This is a genomic window from Ramlibacter sp., assembly GCF_028292805.1.
In the GTDB taxonomy this organism is placed as follows: Bacteria; Pseudomonadota; Gammaproteobacteria; order Burkholderiales; family Burkholderiaceae_C; genus Ramlibacter.
Genome location: NZ_JAQGLS010000329.1, coordinates 1 through 18,391, shown reverse-complemented (window position 1 = coordinate 18,391; position 18,391 = coordinate 1). Strand labels below are relative to the sequence as shown.

At 69.8% G+C, this 18,391-nt stretch carries 12 protein-coding genes and 2 pseudogenes; 9 read left to right on the top strand and 5 right to left on the bottom strand.

The features are described from left to right. The coding region (locus tag JWP65_RS20040) for a hypothetical protein (RefSeq protein WP_299766959.1) at positions 1 to 435 on the bottom strand (435 nt) is incomplete at its 3' end. A 73-nt stretch (positions 436 to 508) separates the two neighbouring features. Here JWP65_RS20040 and JWP65_RS20035 point away from each other — a divergent pair. The 5 genes from JWP65_RS20035 to JWP65_RS20015 all read left to right on the top strand — a co-directional run bounded on the left by JWP65_RS20035 (position 509) and on the right by JWP65_RS20015 (position 6,036). Further along, positions 509 to 2,029: a 3-hydroxyacyl-CoA dehydrogenase gene (locus JWP65_RS20035; RefSeq protein WP_299766957.1), complete on the top strand. Its 1,521-nt coding sequence runs from the start codon at positions 509 to 511 to the stop codon at positions 2,027 to 2,029. Between the two features lie 2 nt (positions 2,030 to 2,031). Next, positions 2,032 to 2,814, top strand: coding sequence for an oxepin-CoA hydrolase, alternative type (locus tag JWP65_RS20030; RefSeq protein WP_367280535.1), 783 nt, complete (start codon positions 2,032 to 2,034; stop codon positions 2,812 to 2,814). A gap of 98 nt (positions 2,815 to 2,912) precedes the next feature. Then, a complete protein-coding gene (locus JWP65_RS20025; RefSeq protein ID WP_299766955.1) occupies positions 2,913 to 3,632 on the top strand; it encodes a Crp/Fnr family transcriptional regulator in 720 nt (239 codons plus the stop codon). A 3-nt stretch (positions 3,633 to 3,635) separates the two neighbouring features. Continuing rightward, a complete protein-coding gene (locus JWP65_RS20020; RefSeq protein WP_299766954.1) occupies positions 3,636 to 4,742 on the top strand; it encodes a phosphotransferase in 1,107 nt (368 codons plus the stop codon). Between the two features lie 19 nt (positions 4,743 to 4,761). After that, positions 4,762 to 6,036 carry an acyl-CoA dehydrogenase family protein gene (locus JWP65_RS20015; protein ID WP_299766953.1) on the top strand — a complete coding sequence of 425 codons (1,275 nt, stop codon included), beginning with the start codon at positions 4,762 to 4,764 and terminating at the stop codon, positions 6,034 to 6,036. A 131-nt stretch (positions 6,037 to 6,167) separates the two neighbouring features. Here the strand turns inward: JWP65_RS20015 and JWP65_RS20010 are convergent, their stop codons facing one another. Beyond that, the gene (locus JWP65_RS20010; protein WP_299766952.1) at positions 6,168 to 6,854 is read right to left on the bottom strand and encodes a hypothetical protein; all 687 of its coding nucleotides are present in this window, start codon (positions 6,852 to 6,854) and stop codon (positions 6,168 to 6,170) included. Between the two features lie 111 nt (positions 6,855 to 6,965). Between JWP65_RS20010 and JWP65_RS20005 the strand changes: the two are divergent. Then, a pseudogene (locus tag JWP65_RS20005) lies at positions 6,966 to 7,586 on the top strand (glutathione binding-like protein). Between the two features lie 4 nt (positions 7,587 to 7,590). On the opposite strand, the gene JWP65_RS20000 reads toward JWP65_RS20005, so the two are convergent. Further along, complete coding sequence (locus tag JWP65_RS20000) at positions 7,591 to 8,940, bottom strand: MFS transporter (RefSeq protein ID WP_299766961.1); 1,350 nt, start codon at positions 8,938 to 8,940, stop codon at positions 7,591 to 7,593. 202 nt (positions 8,941 to 9,142) lie between these two features. Here JWP65_RS20000 and JWP65_RS19995 point away from each other — a divergent pair, with 202 nt between their 5' ends. The 3 genes from JWP65_RS19995 (at position 9,143) to JWP65_RS19985 (ending at position 13,423) form a co-directional block, all read left to right on the top strand. Continuing rightward, a complete protein-coding gene (locus tag JWP65_RS19995; RefSeq protein ID WP_299766950.1) occupies positions 9,143 to 11,101 on the top strand; it encodes an ice-binding family protein in 1,959 nt (652 codons plus the stop codon). Positions 11,102 to 11,160: 59 nt separating this feature from the next. Continuing rightward, a complete protein-coding gene (locus tag JWP65_RS19990; RefSeq protein ID WP_299766948.1) occupies positions 11,161 to 12,282 on the top strand; it encodes an outer membrane beta-barrel protein in 1,122 nt (373 codons plus the stop codon). 166 nt (positions 12,283 to 12,448) lie between these two features. Further along, positions 12,449 to 13,423: a recombination-associated protein RdgC gene (locus tag JWP65_RS19985; RefSeq protein WP_299766945.1), complete on the top strand. Its 975-nt coding sequence runs from the start codon at positions 12,449 to 12,451 to the stop codon at positions 13,421 to 13,423. A 99-nt stretch (positions 13,424 to 13,522) separates the two neighbouring features. On the opposite strand, the gene JWP65_RS19980 is transcribed toward JWP65_RS19985, so the two are convergent. Continuing rightward, positions 13,523 to 15,190 carry a response regulator gene (locus JWP65_RS19980; protein WP_299766943.1) on the bottom strand — a complete coding sequence of 556 codons (1,668 nt, stop codon included), beginning with the start codon at positions 15,188 to 15,190 and terminating at the stop codon, positions 13,523 to 13,525. Between the two features lie 5 nt (positions 15,191 to 15,195). Further along, a pseudogene (locus JWP65_RS19975) lies at positions 15,196 to 18,312 on the bottom strand (response regulator). Positions 18,313 to 18,391: the final 79 nt, after the last annotated feature.

Here is an 18,391-nt window from a genome sequence, read left to right as displayed (position 1 = left end):
CGGGCCCACGGCGGGTGGCAGCGGCTGGCCCGGGAGCGGCGCCGGCTCGCTGGCGCGCGGCACCTCGGGCAGCAACACGTAGCGGCGCGATGCGCTGTTGGCGCCGCAACCCACCCGCACGTTCAAGCTGACCGTGGGCTCGTCCACCAGCGTCGGCGACATGATCCGCAGCACGCCCTCGCGGCCATTCGGTCCCGGCAGCCAGCGGATCTCGGGCGGGCGGCTCACGGCGGTGTCGCCGTAGAACAGCTCACCGGAGGCGCAAGCACCCTGGGCGTCCGCCGCGTCGAGCGTGACCGGCAAGGTGACGTCCAGCGCGCGGCCGATCAACAAGGCGCCACGTGGCTGGCCCAGCGTGAGGGCGGACACTTCGCACGCGAGCAGCCAGCCGCACGCCGCGAGCGCCAGGGTACGGAAGGTAACTGGGTGCAACATCGAAGGAGGCATTCTAGGCACACCACGGCCGACCTAGGAAGAACTGCACACTGCTGCCTGATAATTCCAGCCAATGCAGACACAGTACAACACCGTTGGCGTGGCCGGTGCCGGCGCCATGGGGCGCGGCATCGCCCAGATCGCGGCCCAGGCGGGCAGCACCGTGCGCCTCTACGACAGCCAGCCCGAGGCGGTGGCACGCGCCATCCAGGAGCTGGGGGCGCAATGGGATCGCTTGCGCGAGAAAGGCCGCATGGACGCCGACGCCGTCGCCGCCTGCAAGGAGCGGCTGCGCCCGGCCGCCTCGCTGCAGGAGCTGGCCGATTGCGGCCTGGTGGTCGAGGCCATCGTGGAGCGGCTGGACGTCAAGCGGGCGCTGTTCGCGCAACTCGAAGAGATCGTGGCGGTCGACGCCGTGCTGGCCACCAACACCTCCTCGCTGTCGGTGACTGCCATCGCCGCCGGCCTGAAGACGCCGCAGCGCTTTGCCGGCTACCACTTCTTCAACCCGGTGCCGCTGATGAAGGTGGTGGAAGTCATCGCCGGCCTGAAGACCGACCCGGCCGTGTGCGAGGGCCTGACCGCCTATGCCCGCCAGCTGGGCCACACGCCGGTGCAGGCCGGCGACACCCCCGGCTTCATCGTCAACCACGCCGGCCGCGGCTACAACACCGAGGCGCTGCGCATCGTCGGCGAAGGGGTGGCCGATTTCGCCACCATCGACCGCATCCTGCGCGACCAGGTCGGCTTCCGGCTCGGCCCGTTCGAGCTGATGGACCTGACCGGGCTGGACGTCTCGCACCCGGTGATGGAGTCGATCTACGGCCAGTACTACCAGGAGCCGCGCTATCGCCCCAGCGTGATCGCAGCCCAGCGCGTGGCCGGCGGCGTGATCGGGCGCAAGTCGGGCGAGGGGTTCTACCGCTACCCCGACGGCAAGCAGCAGGTGCCGGCCGAGCCGCCGGTTCCCGCCGTGGACGAATTGCCGCCGGTGTGGGTCTCGACCCGGGCCTCGCGCCGCTCCGAGCTGCTGCAGCTGCTCAAGGACCTGGGCGCGAAGATCGAAACCGGCCAGTCGCCCTCGGCCCAGGCCTTGACCATCGTGGCGCCGCTCGGCTTCGACGTCACGACGGTGGCGGTGGTGGAGCGGCTGGACCCGGCGCGCACCGTCGGCATCGACTTCCTGATCGAGGACGCGGCCGTCAAGCGGCGCGTGCTGGCGACCAACCCGGCCACCCGGCGCGACATGCGCGATGCCGCCCACGCCCTGTTCGCGCGCGACGGCAAGGCTGTCAGCGTGATCCGCGACTCGGCCGGCTTCGTGACCCAGCGCGTGCTGGCGACCATCGTCAACATCGCCGCCGACATGTGCCAGCAGCGCGTCTGCACGCCCAAAGACCTGGAGACCGCCGTCACCCTCGGCCTGGGCTATCCGCTCGGCCCGCTGGCCATGGGCGACCGCTGGGGCCCGACCAACGTGCTGGAGGTGCTGTTCAACATGCAGACGGTGTACGGCGATCCGCGCTATCGCCCCAGCCCCTGGCTGCGCCGCCGCGGCGCCATCGGCCTGTCGCTGCTGCACGTGGAAGAATGACCGTGACGCCCGCCCAACTCCTGAGCCACAGCGAAGGCCGCACGATGGTGCTGACCATCAGCAACCCCGAGCACCGCAACGCGCTGGGCCCCGAGTTGTACGCCGCCGGGGTCGAGGCGCTGAACGCCGCCGACAGCAATCCGGAAGTGCGCAGCGTGGTGATCACCGGCGCCGGCAGCACCTTCTGCGCCGGCGGCAACCTGCAGCGGCTGCTGGAAAACCGCAAGCAGCCGCCGGCGCTGCAGGCCGCTTCGGTCGAGGGCCTACACGGCTGGATCGAGGCGATCCGCAGCTTTCCCAAGCCGGTGATCGCCGCCGTCGAGGGGGCGGCGGCCGGCGCCGGCTTCTCGCTGGCGCTGGCCTGCGACTTCATCGTGGCGGCCGAGGACGCGCTGTTCGTGATGGCGTACAGCAGCGTGGCGCTGTCGCCCGACGGCGGCTCCACCTGGAGCCTGTCGCGCGCGCTGCCGCGCCAGCTGGTGAGCGAACTGCTGATGTGCGGCGAGCGCATCCGCGCCCCGCGGCTGCAGCAGCTGGGCCTGGTCAATCGCGTCACGCCCGCCGGCGCCGCCCTGGCGCAGGCGCTGGCGCTGGCCGAGTCGCTCAACCAGCGCGCGCCCAACGTGCTGGCCAGCATCAAGGAGCTGATGAACGATGCGCCGCAGGTTCCGCTCGACCGGCAGCTGGCGAGCGAGCGCGACCAGTTCGTGCGCAACCTGCACCACGCCAACGGCGGCATCGGCATCGAGGCCTTCCTGGCCAAGCGCAAGCCGGACTACTCCTGAGTCGGGCGTCCCGGGACGCTCAGGTGACAACCCCTACCGGATTGCCCCGTCCTGCACGCGACAATGTGGCGACGCTGCAGTCACCCACAAGACAGGCCATGGACGACCCCATTCTGACCATCGAGGAACGCGCAGCCATCGACAACGGCCGCTGGTTCTCCTCCCTTTCACCGTCGCTGCGGCACGACATCCTGCGATGCACCTTCGTCAAACGCTACAAGGATGGCGACCTGATCTGCGCCCGCGGCGACCCGGCCGAAGCCTGGAGCGCGGTGGCGCGCGGCGCGGTGCGGGTCAGCTCCACATCGATCACCGGCAAGCAGGTGACGCTGACCTACGTGGAGCCGGGCATCTGGTTCGGCGACGTGGCGATCTTCGACGGCGAGCGGCGCACCCACGATGCCTATGCGCACGGCGACACCTCCATGCTGTCGGTCTCGCGGGCCGACCTGCAAAAGATCCTGGCGCAGCACGTGGAATTGTACGAGGCGCTGCTGCGGCTGCATGCGCGCCGCATCCGCCAGCTGTTCGGGCTGGTGGAAGACCTGAACACCCTGCCCTTGCGCGCGCGGCTGGCCAAGCAGCTGGTGCACCTGGTGCGCAGCTACGGCGTGCCTTCGCTGGCCGACGGCCGCGAGGTGCGCATCGGCCTGCACCTGGCGCAGGAGGAACTGGCGCAGCTGCTGGGTGCGTCGCGCCAGCGCGTCAACCAGGAACTCAAGACACTGGAGCGCGACGAAGTCATCCGCATCGAGCCGGGCGGGCTGGTGGTGCGCAATCGCGAAGCGCTGATGCGCATCGTCGAGGCGGACGTCTGAACCATGACTGACAGCTACGACCACTTCGTCGGCACCCGCGCGGTGTCCGACCAGCACGCATTCGACATTCCGGCCCTGACCGCCTGGCTCGGGCAGAACCTGGAAGGCTTCGCCGCCCCGCTGTCGGTGGAGATGTTCAAGGGCGGCCAGTCCAACCCCACCTACAAGCTGGTCACGCCCGCGCGCAGCTACGTGATGCGCACCAAGCCGGGCCCGGTTGCCAGGCTGCTGCCGTCGGCCCATGCGGTGGAGCGCGAGTTCGCCGTGATGTCCGGACTGGCCGGCACCGACGTGCCGGTGCCCAGGATGCACTGCCTGTGCGAAGACGAGTCCGTCATCGGACGCGCCTTCTACATCATGGAGTTCATGCAGGGTCGCGTGCTGTGGGACCAGGCCCTGCCCGGCATGACGCCGCAGCAGCGCCGCGAGATCTACGACGCGATGAACCGCGTGATCGCCGCCCTGCACACCGTGAAGTTCGCCGACCGCGGGCTGGCCGGCTACGGCAAGCCGGGCAACTACTTCGAGCGCCAGATCGGCCGCTGGAGCAAGCAGTACAAGGCCTCCACCGACGGCGCCGGCCCCATGAGCCAGCCGATCCCGCAGATGGAAAAGCTGGTGGAGTGGCTGCCCGCGCACATCCCCGCCGCGGCTCGCGACGAGAGCAGGACGTCGATCGTGCACGGCGACTTTCGTCTGGACAACCTGATGTTCCACCCGACCGAGCCGCGCGTGATCGCGGTGCTCGACTGGGAGCTGTCGACGCTGGGCCACCCGCTGGCCGACTTCAGCTACCACTGCATGGCCTGGCACGTGCCGCACAGCGCCGGGCGCGGCATCGGCGGCCTTGACCTGCAGGCGTTGGGCATTCCGAGCGAGGCCGCTTACATCCGGCAGTACTGCGAGCGCACCGGCATCGCCGCGGTCGACGAGGTCAAGGTCGACTGGAACTTCTACCTGGCCTACAACCTGTTTCGCATCGCCGCCATCCTGCAGGGCATCGCCAAGCGGGTCGAGGCCGGCACGGCCTCCAGCGCGCAAGCGGCTGTCTCGGCGGCCGGCGCGCGGCCGATGGCCGAACTGGCCTGGACCTTCGCGCAGAAGGCCTGACACACCAAGGAGACCCCTGATGGATTTCGAATACTCCGCCAAGACCCGCGAACTGCAGGCGCGCCTGCAGCAGTTCATGGACGACCATGTCTACCCCAACGAGAAGACCTACAAGCAGCAGCTGCAGGCCAACACGGAAGCCGGCAAGCGCTGGACACCACTGCCGATCATCGAGCAGCTCAAGCCCAAGGCCCGCGCCGCCGGCCTGTGGAACCTGTTCCTGCCGGTGGACACGGCCAATGCCTGCGGCTACGAGGGCGCCGGCCTGACCAACCAGGAGTACGCGCCGCTGGCCGAGATCATGGGCCGCGTGCAGTGGTCCAGCGAGGTGTTCAACTGCTCGGCGCCCGACACCGGCAACATGGAAACGATCGCCCGCTACGGCTCGCCGCAGATCCGCGAGCGCTGGCTCAAGCCTTTGCTGGACGGCGAGATCCGCTCGGCCTTCGCCATGACCGAGCCGGAGGTGGCCTCCTCGGACGCCACCAACATCGCCACCCGGATCGAGCGCCAGGGCGACGACTACGTCGTCAACGGCCACAAGTGGTGGATCTCGGGCGCGGCCGATCCGCGCTGCAAGGTCTTCATCACGATGGGCAAGAGCGACCCGGAGGCGCCCCGGCACTCGCAGCAGAGCATGATCGTGATCCCGGCCGACACGCCCGGCATCCGCATCGTGCGGCCGCTCAGCGTGTTCGGCTACGACGATGCGCCGCACGGCCACGTGGAGATGTACTTCGAGAACGTGAAGGTGCCGGCCGGCAACATCCTGCTGGGCGAAGGGCGCGGCTTCGAGATCGCCCAGGGGCGCCTGGGCCCGGGCCGCATCCACCACTGCATGCGGCTGGTGGGACTGGCCGAGCGCGCGCTGGAGCTGATGTGCCGCCGCTCGCTGGAGCGGGTGGCCTTCGGCAAGAGCGTGGCGCAGCAGACCGTGACGCAAGAGCGCATCGCCGAGGCCCGCTGCAAGATAGACATGGCGCGCCTGCTGACGCTCAAGGCGGCCTGGATCATGGACGTGGCCGGCAACAAGGTGGCCCGCAGCGAGATCGCGATGATCAAGGTGGTGGCGCCGACGATGGCCTGCCAGGTGATCGACTGGGCGATGCAGGTGCACGGCGGCGGCGGCGTCTCCGACGATTTCCCGCTGGCCCAGGCCTATGCCGGCGCCCGCACCCTGCGTTTTGCCGACGGTCCGGACGAAGTGCACCGCAACGCGATCGCCAAGTGGGAGCTGGGCAAGTACGGTGCCTACGGCAAGGACGCCGGCGTGCCGGTGACGCGGGGCAGCTGACCCCGCCATTGCCGCGCAACCTTGCGTCATTCCCGCGCCGCGGCAATCCAGGGCTGCCCGGGCAAGCAGAAAGCGGCCCGCGGGCCGCTTTTTTCAATGCCCCGGGTCCCCGCCGGCGCCGGGACGACGAGTCATTTCTTGAAGGCCGCCAGCGCGCTTTCGCAGGCGCTGGTGAAGATCGTCGTCGCGTGCTCCAGCGTGCTCGTCTCCGGCGGCACGTACTGCATGCGCAGGTAGCACTTGCCGCGCAGCAGCACCACCATGAAAGGCACCTGCGGGCCGGGGGCCGGCTCCGGCCAGGACATCAGCAGTTCCACCAGCGCGTTGTCGACCCACGCCATGGCGTGCTCGCGGGTGTCGGCCAGCACCGCGAAGCGGGTCCAGAAGTCGGAGCGCGCGCCTTCCCAGCCGATCTCGTCGTACATCGCCAGCCAGCGCATCTCCTCGGGCAGGCGCGGGTCGGCGGTGGTCCGCAGGGTGTCGGTGATCATGCTGTAGGCCCGCCGCTCCAGGGCGTCCTTGAGCGGCCGGTTGATCACCATGGCGCCGACGTCCTCGGACAAGCCCAGCTCGCCGCGGGCCCGCAATTCCTCGCCGACGATGTAGTCGCGGGAAGGCTTGCCCAGTTCCAGCCGCCACGGCCGCCCGCCCACCTTGCCGTGCATTGAGACGGCGCTGCCCAGGGCGGCGCTGGTAAACGACATTCCGCGCGAGGCCGCCCACTCGGACACCGGCCCGTGCGCCCCGAGTTGGGACGGCGCCGCGTCGGCGGCCGGGGCGTGGCCCTTGCGGAAGACCTTTTTCAGGCGGTCGAACATGCGTCCTGCTTTCCCCTAAAGTCCCATTATCAATTGAAACACGAGGTGACGGCAGTGGAACCCATCGCGGTCTATTCGTGGCCCACGCCCAACGGGCACAAGGTGCACGTCATGCTCGAGGAGTGCGGGCCGCCGTACCGGGCGATCCCGGTGAACATCGGCGCCGGCGACCAGTTCGCGCCGCAATTCCTGGCATCGGCCCGAACAACATGATCCCCGCATCGTCGACCCCCACGGCCCCGGCGGCGAGCCGATCTCGCTGTTCGAGTCGGGCGCCATCCTGGTCTACCTCGCGGGCAAGACCGGCCGCTTCCTGCCAACGGGCGGGCACGAGAAGTTCGAGGTGCTGCAGTAGCTGATGTTCCAGATGGGCGGTGTCGGCCCGATGCTGGGCCAGGCGCCCGAGAAGGTCCAGCACGCGATCGACCGCTACAGCAACGAGGCCCGAGGGCTGTACCGCGTGATCGCGACAAGCGACTGGCCCACGGCCCGTGGCTGGGCGGCGCCGAGTACTCCATCGCCGACATCGCCACCGTTGCCTGGCTGCGCAGCTGGCAGAACCAGGGCATCGCGCTGGACGAGTACCCGCACCTGCGACGGTGGTTCGACACCATCGCCGCCCGGCCGGCGGTGCAGCGGGGCGTGCAGGTGCTGGCCGACCTGCGCAAGCCGATCACCGACGCCAGCGCACGCGCGATCCTGTTCGGCGCGGCGCAGTACCAGCGGCGCTAAAGGGCTAGAGGCGCTGGCGGCGCACGCCGCGCGACAGGCTGAAGGCGGCCCCGGCGGCGGCCAGCACCGCAGCCAGTCCCAGCGCGATGCCGGGGCCGCGGCCGTCCTGCACGCCGGCCACGCTGAAGATGAGCCCGAGCAGCACCGCGCCCAGCGACTGCCCGGTCAGCCGCGCCGTGCCCAGCATGCCGCTGGCGGCGCCGGCGCGCTGCAGCGGCGCGCTGGTGACGATGGTGTGGTTGTTGGGCGACTGGAACAGCCCGAAGCCGGCGCCGCACAGGGCCAGCCGCCAGGCCAGATCCCAAGCGGTCGGATGCGCCGGCGCGAGCGCCAGCGCCGTCATCCCGATGGCCATGACGGCCAGCCCGATGCCGCCCAGCAGGCCGCCGTGAAAGCGGGCGATCAGCCGGCCGGCAATGGGCGCCGCGAGCACCGTTGCGGCCGGCCAGGCCGTGATCAGCAGGCCGGCCTCCAGGTGGCTGCGACCCTGGGTCTCCAGCAGCAGGAACGGCAAGGCGACAAAGGCCAGCGTCTGCGCCGAGAAGGCCGTGACCGAGGTGCACATGGACAGCCCGAACACGCGAATGCGCAGCAGATCGATCGGGAACAGCGGCACGGCCAGCCGGCGCTGCCGCCGCAGGTAGAACCAGCCCACCAGCACGCCGGCGCCGATCAGGGCCATGGCGACGATCCAGGCCCGGGCGTCGGGTGCGCCGCCGGAGCGGGCGCCGAGCGCATCGGCCCCCAGGAACACCAGCGAGAACATCATGACGTTCAGCACCAGGTCGAGCGGCGCCAGTCGCCCCGCCGTGGAGGGAACGGTGTTGGCCGGCAAGGCGCTGCGTCCGAGCAGCAGCACCAGCAGCCCCAGCGGCAGCTGGATCAGGAACAGCCAGGGCCAGGAGGCGATCGCCAGCACCAGGGCAGCGACGGTTGGGCCGGCCACCGAGGCCGTGGCAACCACCACCGAGTTGAGCGCGATGGCCCGGCCAAGCATGTGGCTCGGATAAGTCAGGCGCACCAGGGCGGTGTTCACCGCCAGCATGCCGGCCGCGCCGATCCCCTGGACGGCCCTGGCCCCCGCCAGCATGGGCAGCGAGGTCGCGACCACGCAGGCCAGCGACGCGAGCAGGAAGATCGCCAGGCCGCCCAGGTACACGCGCCGGTAGCCGAGCCGGTCACCCACGTAGGCGCAAGGCAGCAGCAGGCCCAGCGTGGCCAGCTGGTAGGCGTTGACGACCCAGATGGCCGCGGACGGCGAGGCGCCGAAATCGCGCGCGATGTCGGGCAACGCCAGGTTGACGATGGTGGAGTCGAGCACCGACAGCGTGATGCCCAGGATGATGGCCGCCATCGCCCAGTAGCGGCGCGGCGCCGGCAGGCCGTCGGGCACGGGTGAAATGGGAGAAACGAGGAACTGCTGCTGCACCGGCCGCAGTCTACCGAGCCGCTGGCCCTCGCACTCGCGCCCAAGGTATTTCAGACTTTGCACGCCAGCGTACAGACTGAGCGGACCGTTCGTCGCATGCTCGCCGGAGCTTCGAAGGATATTTCACATGAACAGAACAACGATGGGCCACCTGCGGCCCTGGCTGGCCGCGGCTTTCCTGGGCGCGGCCCTGGCCGGCTGCGGCGGCGGTGGCGGTGGCGGCGGACGCGACCCGATCCTGGGCTTTGACACCCCGCCCACCGTCACCGCGGTGGCACCGGTGAACGGCGCCGCCGGCGTCGCCCGCAACCTGAAGCAGGTCACGGCCGACTTCAGCGAACGGATGGCGCCGCTGACCGGCAACGCCAGCTTCACCCTCACCTGCGCGGCACCGTGCGTGAGCCCCACCGGCACCACCAGCCTGGATGGCTCGCGCCGCGTCGCGAGCTTGGCGCTGCCGGCCGGCACCCTGCTGGAGCCGCTGACGGTCTACACCGCCACCATCAGCGGGGCGCGCAGCGACACCAGCGGGCTGGCCATGGCCGCGCCCTATGTGTGGCGCTTCACCACCGGTATCGCGTCCGACAACACCCGCCCGCGCGTGACGCTCACCGTGCCCGCCACCAGCACGCCCGGCCCCACCCCCGGCGTGCCGGCCAACACGGCGGTGACCGCGACCTTCAGCGAAGACATGGCGCCGTCCAGCCTGTCCCGCGCCAGCTTCAAGCTGGCCTGCGCCGCGCCTTGCGAGGCGCCTGGAGGCGACGTCACCTACGTGGTGGGCAACCGCACGGCGATCTTCACGCCCGATGCGCCGCTGCCCACCGGCAGCGTCTACACCGCCACCGTCACCACCGCGGCCACCGATCTGTCCGGCAACGCGCTTGGCGGCAACCAGGCAGCCCTGCCCGCGGCCAGCAACTACGTGTGGACCTTCACCACGACCGGCCCGGCGCCCGCCGCCGACGTGACGGTGCGGTCGACCAACCCGGCGGCCGGCGCCGCCAATGTCTGCCTGGACGCGGCTGTCAATGCCACCTTCCGCGTGCCTTCCGGCCTGCGCATGGACCCGGCCACGATCAGCGCGCAGACCTTCAGCGTCACGGGTCCGGCGGGCGCCAACGTCGTGCCCGCATCCGTGCTGCTGGACGCCACCACCGGCCGCATCGCCACCTTCACGCCGCAGGCGCCGCTGGTGCCCGGCTCCTACGTGGCCCGCCTGCGCGGCGGTGCCGCCGGCGTGCGCGACCTGACGGTCCCAGGTAACGGCATGGATGCCGACTTCACCTTCGGCTTCACGGCCATCAACTGCGCGGCGCCGCCGCCGGCCCCACTGATCCCGCTGGCCAGCGCCGCCACCTTCGGCATCTTCGGCGGCTCGGCCGGCGCGACCAACCAGGGCATCCTGACCGTGATCAACGGCGACGTCGGCACCACCGCCGTCTCCACCAAGATCACCGGCTTCCACGACGCCGGCCCGGGCTGCACCTACACCGAGACGCCGCTGAACCGGGGCGCCGTCAACGGCCTGATCTACACCGCGCCGCCGCCGCCCACCGTCGCTTGCCCGAGCGAAGGAACGGCCGTGACCATGGCGGCCGCGACGCAGGCCCGCGCCGACACGCTGGCTGCCTACAACCAGCTGGTCGCAATGCCCGGCGGCCCCGATCCGGGCGCCGGCAACCTGGCCAACCTGACGCTCGCGCCCGGCACCTACACCGCGGCCGCCGGCACCTTCATGATCCAGGGCGGCAACCTGACGCTGGACGCGCAAGGCAATGCCAACGCCACCTGGGTGTTCCAGATGGCGCAGACGCTGACGGTCGGCGGCCCCGGCGCCGCCTTCCCCAGCAGCGTGATCCTGACCAACGGCGCCCAGGCCAAGAACGTGTACTGGCAAGTCGGCACGGCAGCTACCGTCAACGCCGGCGGCGGCGGCACCATGGTGGGAACCATCGTGACCCAGGCCGGCGCCGCCTTTTCGACGGCGGGCGCGCGCGCCGTCACCAGGCTGAACGGCCGCGCGCTCTCGCTGGGCGCGTCCGTGACCGTGGTCAACACCGTCATCAACGTGCCCGCGCCCTGAGCGGCCACCACGAAAGCCAACACATGATCAGCGCAAGAAAGACGGCCGCACTCGGCTGCATGGCAGCCGCGGCCCTGGCCGGGCCCGCACTCGCACAGGGCGCCGGCTGGTACGGCGGCGCGGCCGTGGGCCGCACGGCGGCCAGCATCGACGAAGACCGCATCCGCCAGGGCCTGGCCGGCCAGGGACTGGCCACCAGCAGCTTTTCGCAGCGCGACACCGACACCGGCTACAAGCTGTTCGGGGGCTACCAGGTGAACCGCTGGCTCGGCATCGAAGCAGGTTTCTTCGACCTCGGCCAGATGGGCTACACCGCCACGACCACGCCGGCGGGCAACCTGCGCGGTGACGTCAAGGTGCGGGGCCTGAACCTGGATGCGGTGGGCACCCTGCCCTTGACCGACCGGCTGTCCCTGCTGGGACGCGTGGGCGTGGCGCATGCCCGCACCCGCGGCAGCTTCGCCGCCACCGGCGCCGTCACCAACCCGTACGGCGCCAGCAGCAGCAGCTCCAAGGACACCGGCCTGAAGCTGGGCGCGGGCCTGGCCTGGCGCGTGTCCGAGGCCTGGGAGCTGCGCGGCGAATACGAACGGCTGCGCATCAAGGACGGCGTGGGCAACCGCGGCGACATCGACATGCTCGGCGTGGGCCTGGTCTACCGCTTCGGTGGCGCCCAGCCGGCACCGCGCGCGGCCACGCCAGCGTACGTGGCCGCGGCCGCGCCGGCGCCGGCACTCGTGCCGATGCCGCCTCCGCCGGCGCCGCCAGCGCCCGCTGCGCCGCTGGTTCCGGTGCGGGTGCATTTCTCGGCCGATGCCTTGTTCGGCTTCGACCAGGCCACGCTGCGGCCCGAAGGCGGGCGCGAGCTCGACGCCTTCGCCGGCCAGTTGCGCGACATCGAGTACGACCGGGTGCGCGTCACCGGCCACACCGACCGCCTGGGTGCCACCGCCTACAACGAGCGGCTGTCCCGCCAGCGCGCCGACGCCGTCAATGCGCAGCTGGTGCGCGCCGGCATTCCGGCCGGCAAGCTGGCCAGCAGCGGCGCGGGCGAGACCGCGCCGGTGACGGCCGCCGGCGCCTGCAAGGGCGAGCAGCCCACCACGGCGCTGCGTGCCTGCCTGCAGCCGGACCGCCGGGTGGAAGTGGAAGTGGACGGCCAGCGACAGAGCGCACGCTGATACAAGGCGGACGGGCCACCAGCTGGCCGCGCCCGTCCGCGCCACTTAGAATCGGGTCTTCGCAGAGGCGGACCGCCGCGTCCACGCCTGGTCGCGCACGAGCTGCGTGCGCCCTCCATCCCCAGTGTTCCTTGCCCTTCTCCGGCGGCCGGCCGGAGCCATGCCCATGTTCAAGAGCGCCTGTTTCTTCCGTATTTCCGACGATTTCGAGCTGCCGCCGCTGCAGCTGCTCGAGGAGGGCCTGCAAAAGACCGCCTTCGTGCCTTGCGGCGCGACCGATCCCGAGTCCAGCGGCTGGGTGCCGCCGCGTGGCAACAAGGGGGTGGCCCTGGCCGAGATCGTCGGCAGCCACCTGATGCTCAAGCTGTGCACGGAGCGCCGGGCCGTGCCCGCCTCGGCCGTCAAGTCGGCCGTCGACGAGAAGATCGAGAAGTGGAAGACCGAGACCGGCAACGAGCGCGTGCCGGCCAAGCTGAAAAAGGAATTCAAGGAAGATGTGCTGCAGGAGCTGCTGCCGCGCGCCTTCAGCAAGCGCGGCACCGTGCTGCTCTGGCTCGATCCGGTGAATCGCCTGCTGGTGGTGGATGCCGGCAGCCTGGCGGGCGCCGACCGCGTGGTGACGGCGCTGATCGAGGTGCTGGTCGACCTGCCCGGCGGCGGTCCCGACCTGGGCCTCAAGCCGATCCAGACCCAGACTTCGCCGGCCGTCTCCATGGCGCACTGGCTCACCACCCGCGAGGCACCCTGGCGCTTCACGGTGGACCGCGACTGCGAGCTGAAGATGCCCGACGAGCAGAAGTCGTCGGTGCGCTACTCGCGCCACACGCTGGAGATCGACGAGGTGGCGCAGCACATCGTGGCCGGCAAGGTGCCGACCCAGCTGGCCATGACCTGGAACGAACGCGTTTCCTTCGTGCTGGGCGACGCCGGCCAGGTGCGCAAGATCAAGCTGCTCGATGTCGTGATGGAGGGCACCGACGCGCCGGGCAAGGACGAAGACGGCTTCGACGGCAACGTCGCGATCCTGACCGGCGAGCTGTCGGCGCTGATTCCCGACCTGCTGCTGGCGCTGGGTGGCGAGCTCGGGGTCGAGGATCCAGCGGAAGCCGCCAACGCGCCGCAGGTGGCACAGGTCGCCTGAAACGAACCCGGAGCGTGTGCAGCTTCGCTGCGCACCGACCCAGGCCGCAACGGTGCGCAAGCGAGCTTGCACACCCCACGAGCCCCAGGCCAGCGGGCCTCAGCCGCGGCTGACCGAGCGCGCCGCGATCAGCCCGTTGAGCGCTTCCAGGCTGATCGGTTTGACCAGGTGGCCGTCAAAGCCCGCGGCGCCCGACAGCTCCAGGTCCCTGGGTTGGCCCCAGCCGGTCACGGCCACCACCATGCGTGCCGTGGCGCCGGCGAGCTCGCGGATGCGGCGGCAGGTGTCGTAGCCATTGAGCCTGGGCATGCCCAGGTCCAGCAGCACCAGTTGCGGGTCGAACGCGGCCAGCACTTCCAGCGCCGCCTCGCCGTCGTAGGCCCGCCTGACCTCGTGGCCCATCACCTCCAGCAGCATGCCAAGGGTTTCGGCCGCGTCGCGGTTGTCGTCGGCCACCAGGATCCGCAGCGGACCACTTTGAGCCAGCGCCAGCGGCGCCGGCGACTCGACGTGCTCGCTTTGGGCGACGGTCTCCGCCAGCGGCAGCCGCACCAGGAACTGGCTGCCCTTGCCGGCGCCGTCGCTGCCGGCGGTGACGGTGCCGCCGTGCATCTGCACCAGCTTGCGGGTGAGCGACAGGCCGATGCCCAACCCGCCGCGCGAGCGCGACAGGGCCGCTTCTTCCTGCGAGAACATCTCGAACACCGTTTCCAGCCGGTCGGGCGCGATGCCGATGCCGCTGTCGTGCACCGACACCACGGCCATGCCGCCTTCGCGCACCACGCGCACCTCGATCTGGCCGCCGGGATCGGTGTACTTGGCCGCGTTGGACAGCAGGTTCATGAACACCTGGGCCAGCCGCGCCCGGTCCGCCCGCACCACCAGCCGCGCCGGCGGCTGCAGCAGCGTCAGCTTGTGGCCGGCGCCGTCGATCTGCGGCTGCAGAGTCTCGATGGCGTCAGCCAGCACCGTCTCCAGCGTCACCAGTTCCGGCTGCAGCTCGATGCGGCCGTTGCTGATGCGGCTGACGTCCATCAGGTCGTCGATCAGCCGGCCCATGGCCTGGATCTGCCGGTCGATCACGTCCGAGGCCCACTGCACGTCGGCGGTGCCCGGACCCTTGATCTTGAGGAAATGCACCGCGTTGCGCACCGGCGCCAGCGGGTTGCGCAGCTCGTGCGCCAGCGTCGCCAGGAACTCGTCCTTGCGCCGGTTGGCGTCCATCAGCCGGGCCTGGCTGTCCTGCAGCTCCATGGTGCGCTCGGTCACGCGCTGGTCGAGCGACGCGTTCAGCTCGCTCAGGCGGGCTTCGGCGCGGCGCCGCTCGGCCACCTCTGCCAGCAGCAGCCGGTTGGCAACGGCGACTTCGCGGCCGCGCCGGTGCAACTCGGCGAACACCGACACCTTGGAGCGCAGCACCGCCGGATTGACCGGCTTGTGCAGGTAGTCGACGGCCCCCGTGCCGTAGCCTTCCAGCACGTGCTGGTCTTCGTTGTAATAGGCGGTCAGGAAGATGATCGGGATGCGCGCCGTCTTCCTGCGCTCCTTGATCAGTTGCGCCAGCTCGAAGCCCGTCATGCCGGGCATGCGCACGTCCAGCACCAGCACCGCGAATTCGTCGGCCATCAGGGCCAGCAGCGCCTCGTTGCCGGAAGTGGCGCGCACCAGCCGGTAGCTGGGGTCGTCCAGCACCGACTCCAGCACCGTCAGGTTCTTGGGCTCGTCGTCGACGATCAGGATGTTGACACTGAGCTCGGAGGGGGTCATGCGGTTCACCGGAACAGCCACACCCGCATCAGCGACAGCAGCTGATCGGTGTTCACCGGCTTGGAAATGTAGTCGCTGGCGCCGGCTTCCAGGCACTTTTCGCGGTCGCCCTTCATGGCTTTGGCGGTCAGCGCCAGGATCGGCAAGGTGCGGAAGTTGTGATACTTACGGATCTAGCGAATGGTTTCGTAACCATCCATCTCCGGCATCATGATGTCCATCAGCACCATCGCCAGCCCCGGGGTGCTCTTGATGATGTCGATGGCATGCCGGCCATTGGTGGCGCTGAGCACCTCCACCTCGTGGTTTTCCAGCACCGAGGTCAGCGCGAAGATGTTGCGCGCGTCGTCGTCGACCACCAGCACCTTGCGGCCCTGCAGCACCTCGGACGAGTCGTGCAGCCGCTCCAGCATGGCCTGCTTGGCCAGCGGCAGCTCGGTGACGACGCGGTGCAGGAACAGCGCCGTTTCGTCCAGCAGCCGCTCGGGCGAGCGCACGTCCTTGATCACGATGCTCTTGGACATGGTGGCCAGGCGGTCCTGCTCGTCTTCGCTCAGGTCCTTGCCGGTGAACACCACGACCGGCACGGCCGCCAGGGCCGGGTCTTGCCGCAACTGCTCCAGCAGCTCGAAGCCGGTCATGTCGGGCAGCCGCAGGTCCAGCACCACGCAGTCGAACTGCTGCCCGCGCAAGGCCTCCAGGGCTTCCTCCCCGCTGCCGGCGGTGGCGATCGCTATGTCGTCGTGACCCAGCAGTTCGACCACCGCGTTGCGTTCGATCTCGTTGTCCTCGATCACCAGCAGCCGCTTGGTGCGCGGGATGGTGAACTCGCGCAGGCGGTCGAACGCCGTTTCCAAGCCGGCGGTGGTCGGCTCTTTCATCAGGTAGGCGAAGGCGCCGTGCGACAGGCCGTGCTGGCGCTCCTCCTCCAGCGTGACGATCTGCACCGGGATATGGCGCAGCGCCGGATCGAGCTTGAGCTGGTTGAGCACCGTCCAGCCCAGCATGTCGGGCAGGAAGATGTCCAGCGAGATCGCCGACGGGTGGTACTGGCGTGCCAGCGACAGGCCCACCGCGCCCTTGGTGGCGACCAGGCCGCGAAAGCCCTTGTCGCGGGCCAGCCCCAGCAGGATGCGTGCGTAATGCGGGTCGTCCTCGATCACCAGCAGCACCGGGTCGCCCGGCGCGATCAGGTCGCGGTCGTCGGCGATGTGTTCCTCGCGCGCCACCGGCAGCGTGATCACCGTGGTTTCGGGCGACTTGGCCTTGCGCACAGCGGTGGCCTGGTCCGGGCCGGAGTAGTGCAGCGGCAGGAACAGCGTGAAGGTGCTGCCCTGGCCGTGCACGCTGGCCAGCCGGATCTCGCCGCCCAGCAGCACGGCCAGTTCGCGGCTGATCGCCAGCCCCAGCCCGGTGCCGCCGTACTTGCGCGAGGTGCCGGCGTCGGCCTGCTGGAACGCCTCGAAAATCAGGCGCTGCTTGTCGGGGGCGACGCCGATGCCGGTGTCTTCCACCGCGAAGGCGACCACGTGCTGCGCCTGGCCCAGCACCGGATGGTCGGCGGTCCAGCCGCTGTCGACCAGGCCGACGCGCACCTCCACATGGCCGGTGGAAGTGAACTTCACCGCGTTCGACAGCAGGTTCTTCAGGATCTGCTGCAGCCGCTTGGGATCGCTGTCCATGGCGCGCGGCAGGTCGTCGCGAAAGCGGATGCGAAACGGCAGGCTCTTGGCTTCGGCCACGTGGCGGAAGTTGCGGTCCAGGCTGTCGCGCAGGCCGTGGAAGGGAATCTCCTCGATGTCCACCGTGACCGTGCCCGACTCGATCTTGGACAGGTCCAGGATGTCGTTGATCAGGTTGAGCAGGTCGCTGCCCGAGGAGTTGATGTTGCGCGAGAACTCCACCTGCTTGGGCGAGAGGTTGCCCGGGCTGTTCTCGGCCAGCTGCTGGGACAGGATCAGGATCGAGTTGAGCGGCGTGCGCAGCTCGTGCGACATGTTGGCCAGGAACTCGGACTTGTACTTGGAGGTGAGCGCCAGTTCCGACGCCTTTTCCTCCAGCGCCCGGCGGGCCTGCTCCACCTCGGTGTTCTTGCGCTCCACCTCGGCGTTCTGCTCGGCCAGCAAGCGGGCCTTGGTGCCCAGCTCCTCGTTGGTCTGCTGCAGCTCGATCTGGCGCGACTGCAGTTCGACCGTCAGTTCCTGCGACTGCTTGAGCAGGCCCTCGGTGCGCATCGTCGCTTCGATGGTGTTGAACACCGCCCCGATACCCAGCGCCAGCTGGTCGAGGAAATTCAGGTTGACCGTGGTGAACGGCTGCAGCGAGGCGATCTCGATCACCGCCTTGGTCTGGTTCTCGTACAGCACCGGCAGCACCACGATGCTCAGCTTGTGCGCGGCGCCCAGGCTGGAGCCGATGGCGATGTAGTCGGTGGGCACGTCGGCCAGCAGGATGCGCCTGCTTTGCAGCGCGCATTCGCCGACCAGGCCTTCGCCCAAGCGGATGCTTTGCGCCAGCCGGATGTCGCCGCCCTGGGCATAGGTGGCCAGCAGTCGCAGTTCGCTGTCGCCCTCGTCCACGATGCTGTGGTGGTAGATGCTGGCCTGGTGCGCGTTGACCAGCGGCGTCAGCTCCGACAGCAGCATCTTGCCCACGGTGTTCAGGTCGCGCTGGCCCTGCAGCATGCCGGTGAAGCGCGCCAGGTTGGTCTTCAGCCAGTCCTGCTCGCGGTTGGATTCGGTGGTCTCGCGCAGGTTCGAGATCATCGTGTTGATGTTGTCCTTGAGCTCGGACACCTCGCCCTTGGCATCGACCTGGATGGAATGCGTCAGGTCGCCCTTGGTCACCGCCGTCGCCACTTCGGCGATCGCGCGCACCTGGGTCGTCAGGTTGGCCGCCAGCAGGTTCACGTTGCCGGTCAGGTCCTTCCAGGTACCGGCGGCGCCCGGCACGTTGGCCTGGCCGCCGAGTCGTCCGTCCACGCCCACTTCGCGCGCCACGTTCGACACCTGGTCGGCGAACGTCGCCAGCGTGTCCGTCATGCCGTTGATGGTGTCGGCCAGCGCAGCCACTTCGCCCTTGGCCTGCACGGTCAGTCGCTGCGTCAGGTTGCCGTTGGCCACGGCCGTCACCACCTACACGATGACTCGCACCTGCTAGGTGAGGTTGGAGTACATGAAGTTGTCGTTGTCGGTCAGTTAC

Bases quoted from the DNA above. Each gene is read 5' to 3' on its own strand.
- JWP65_RS20000 (WP_299766961.1), bottom strand. From the start codon at position 8,940: ATGGCGGCCATCATCCTGGGCATCACGCTGTCGGTGCTCGACTCCACC.
- JWP65_RS19995 (WP_299766950.1), top strand. From the start codon at position 9,143: ATGAACAGAACAACGATGGGCCACCTGCGGCCCTGGCTGGCCGCGGCT.
- JWP65_RS20010 (WP_299766952.1), bottom strand. From the start codon at position 6,854: ATGTTCGACCGCCTGAAAAAGGTCTTCCGCAAGGGCCACGCCCCGGCC.
- JWP65_RS20025 (WP_299766955.1), top strand. From the start codon at position 2,913: ATGGACGACCCCATTCTGACCATCGAGGAACGCGCAGCCATCGACAAC.
- JWP65_RS20020 (WP_299766954.1), top strand. From the start codon at position 3,636: ATGACTGACAGCTACGACCACTTCGTCGGCACCCGCGCGGTGTCCGAC.
- JWP65_RS19980 (WP_299766943.1), bottom strand. From the start codon at position 15,190: ATGACCCCCTCCGAGCTCAGTGTCAACATCCTGATCGTCGACGACGAG.
- JWP65_RS20035 (WP_299766957.1), top strand. From the start codon at position 509: ATGCAGACACAGTACAACACCGTTGGCGTGGCCGGTGCCGGCGCCATG.
- JWP65_RS20015 (WP_299766953.1), top strand. From the start codon at position 4,762: ATGGATTTCGAATACTCCGCCAAGACCCGCGAACTGCAGGCGCGCCTG.
- JWP65_RS19990 (WP_299766948.1), top strand. From the start codon at position 11,161: ATGGCAGCCGCGGCCCTGGCCGGGCCCGCACTCGCACAGGGCGCCGGC.
- JWP65_RS19985 (WP_299766945.1), top strand. From the start codon at position 12,449: ATGTTCAAGAGCGCCTGTTTCTTCCGTATTTCCGACGATTTCGAGCTG.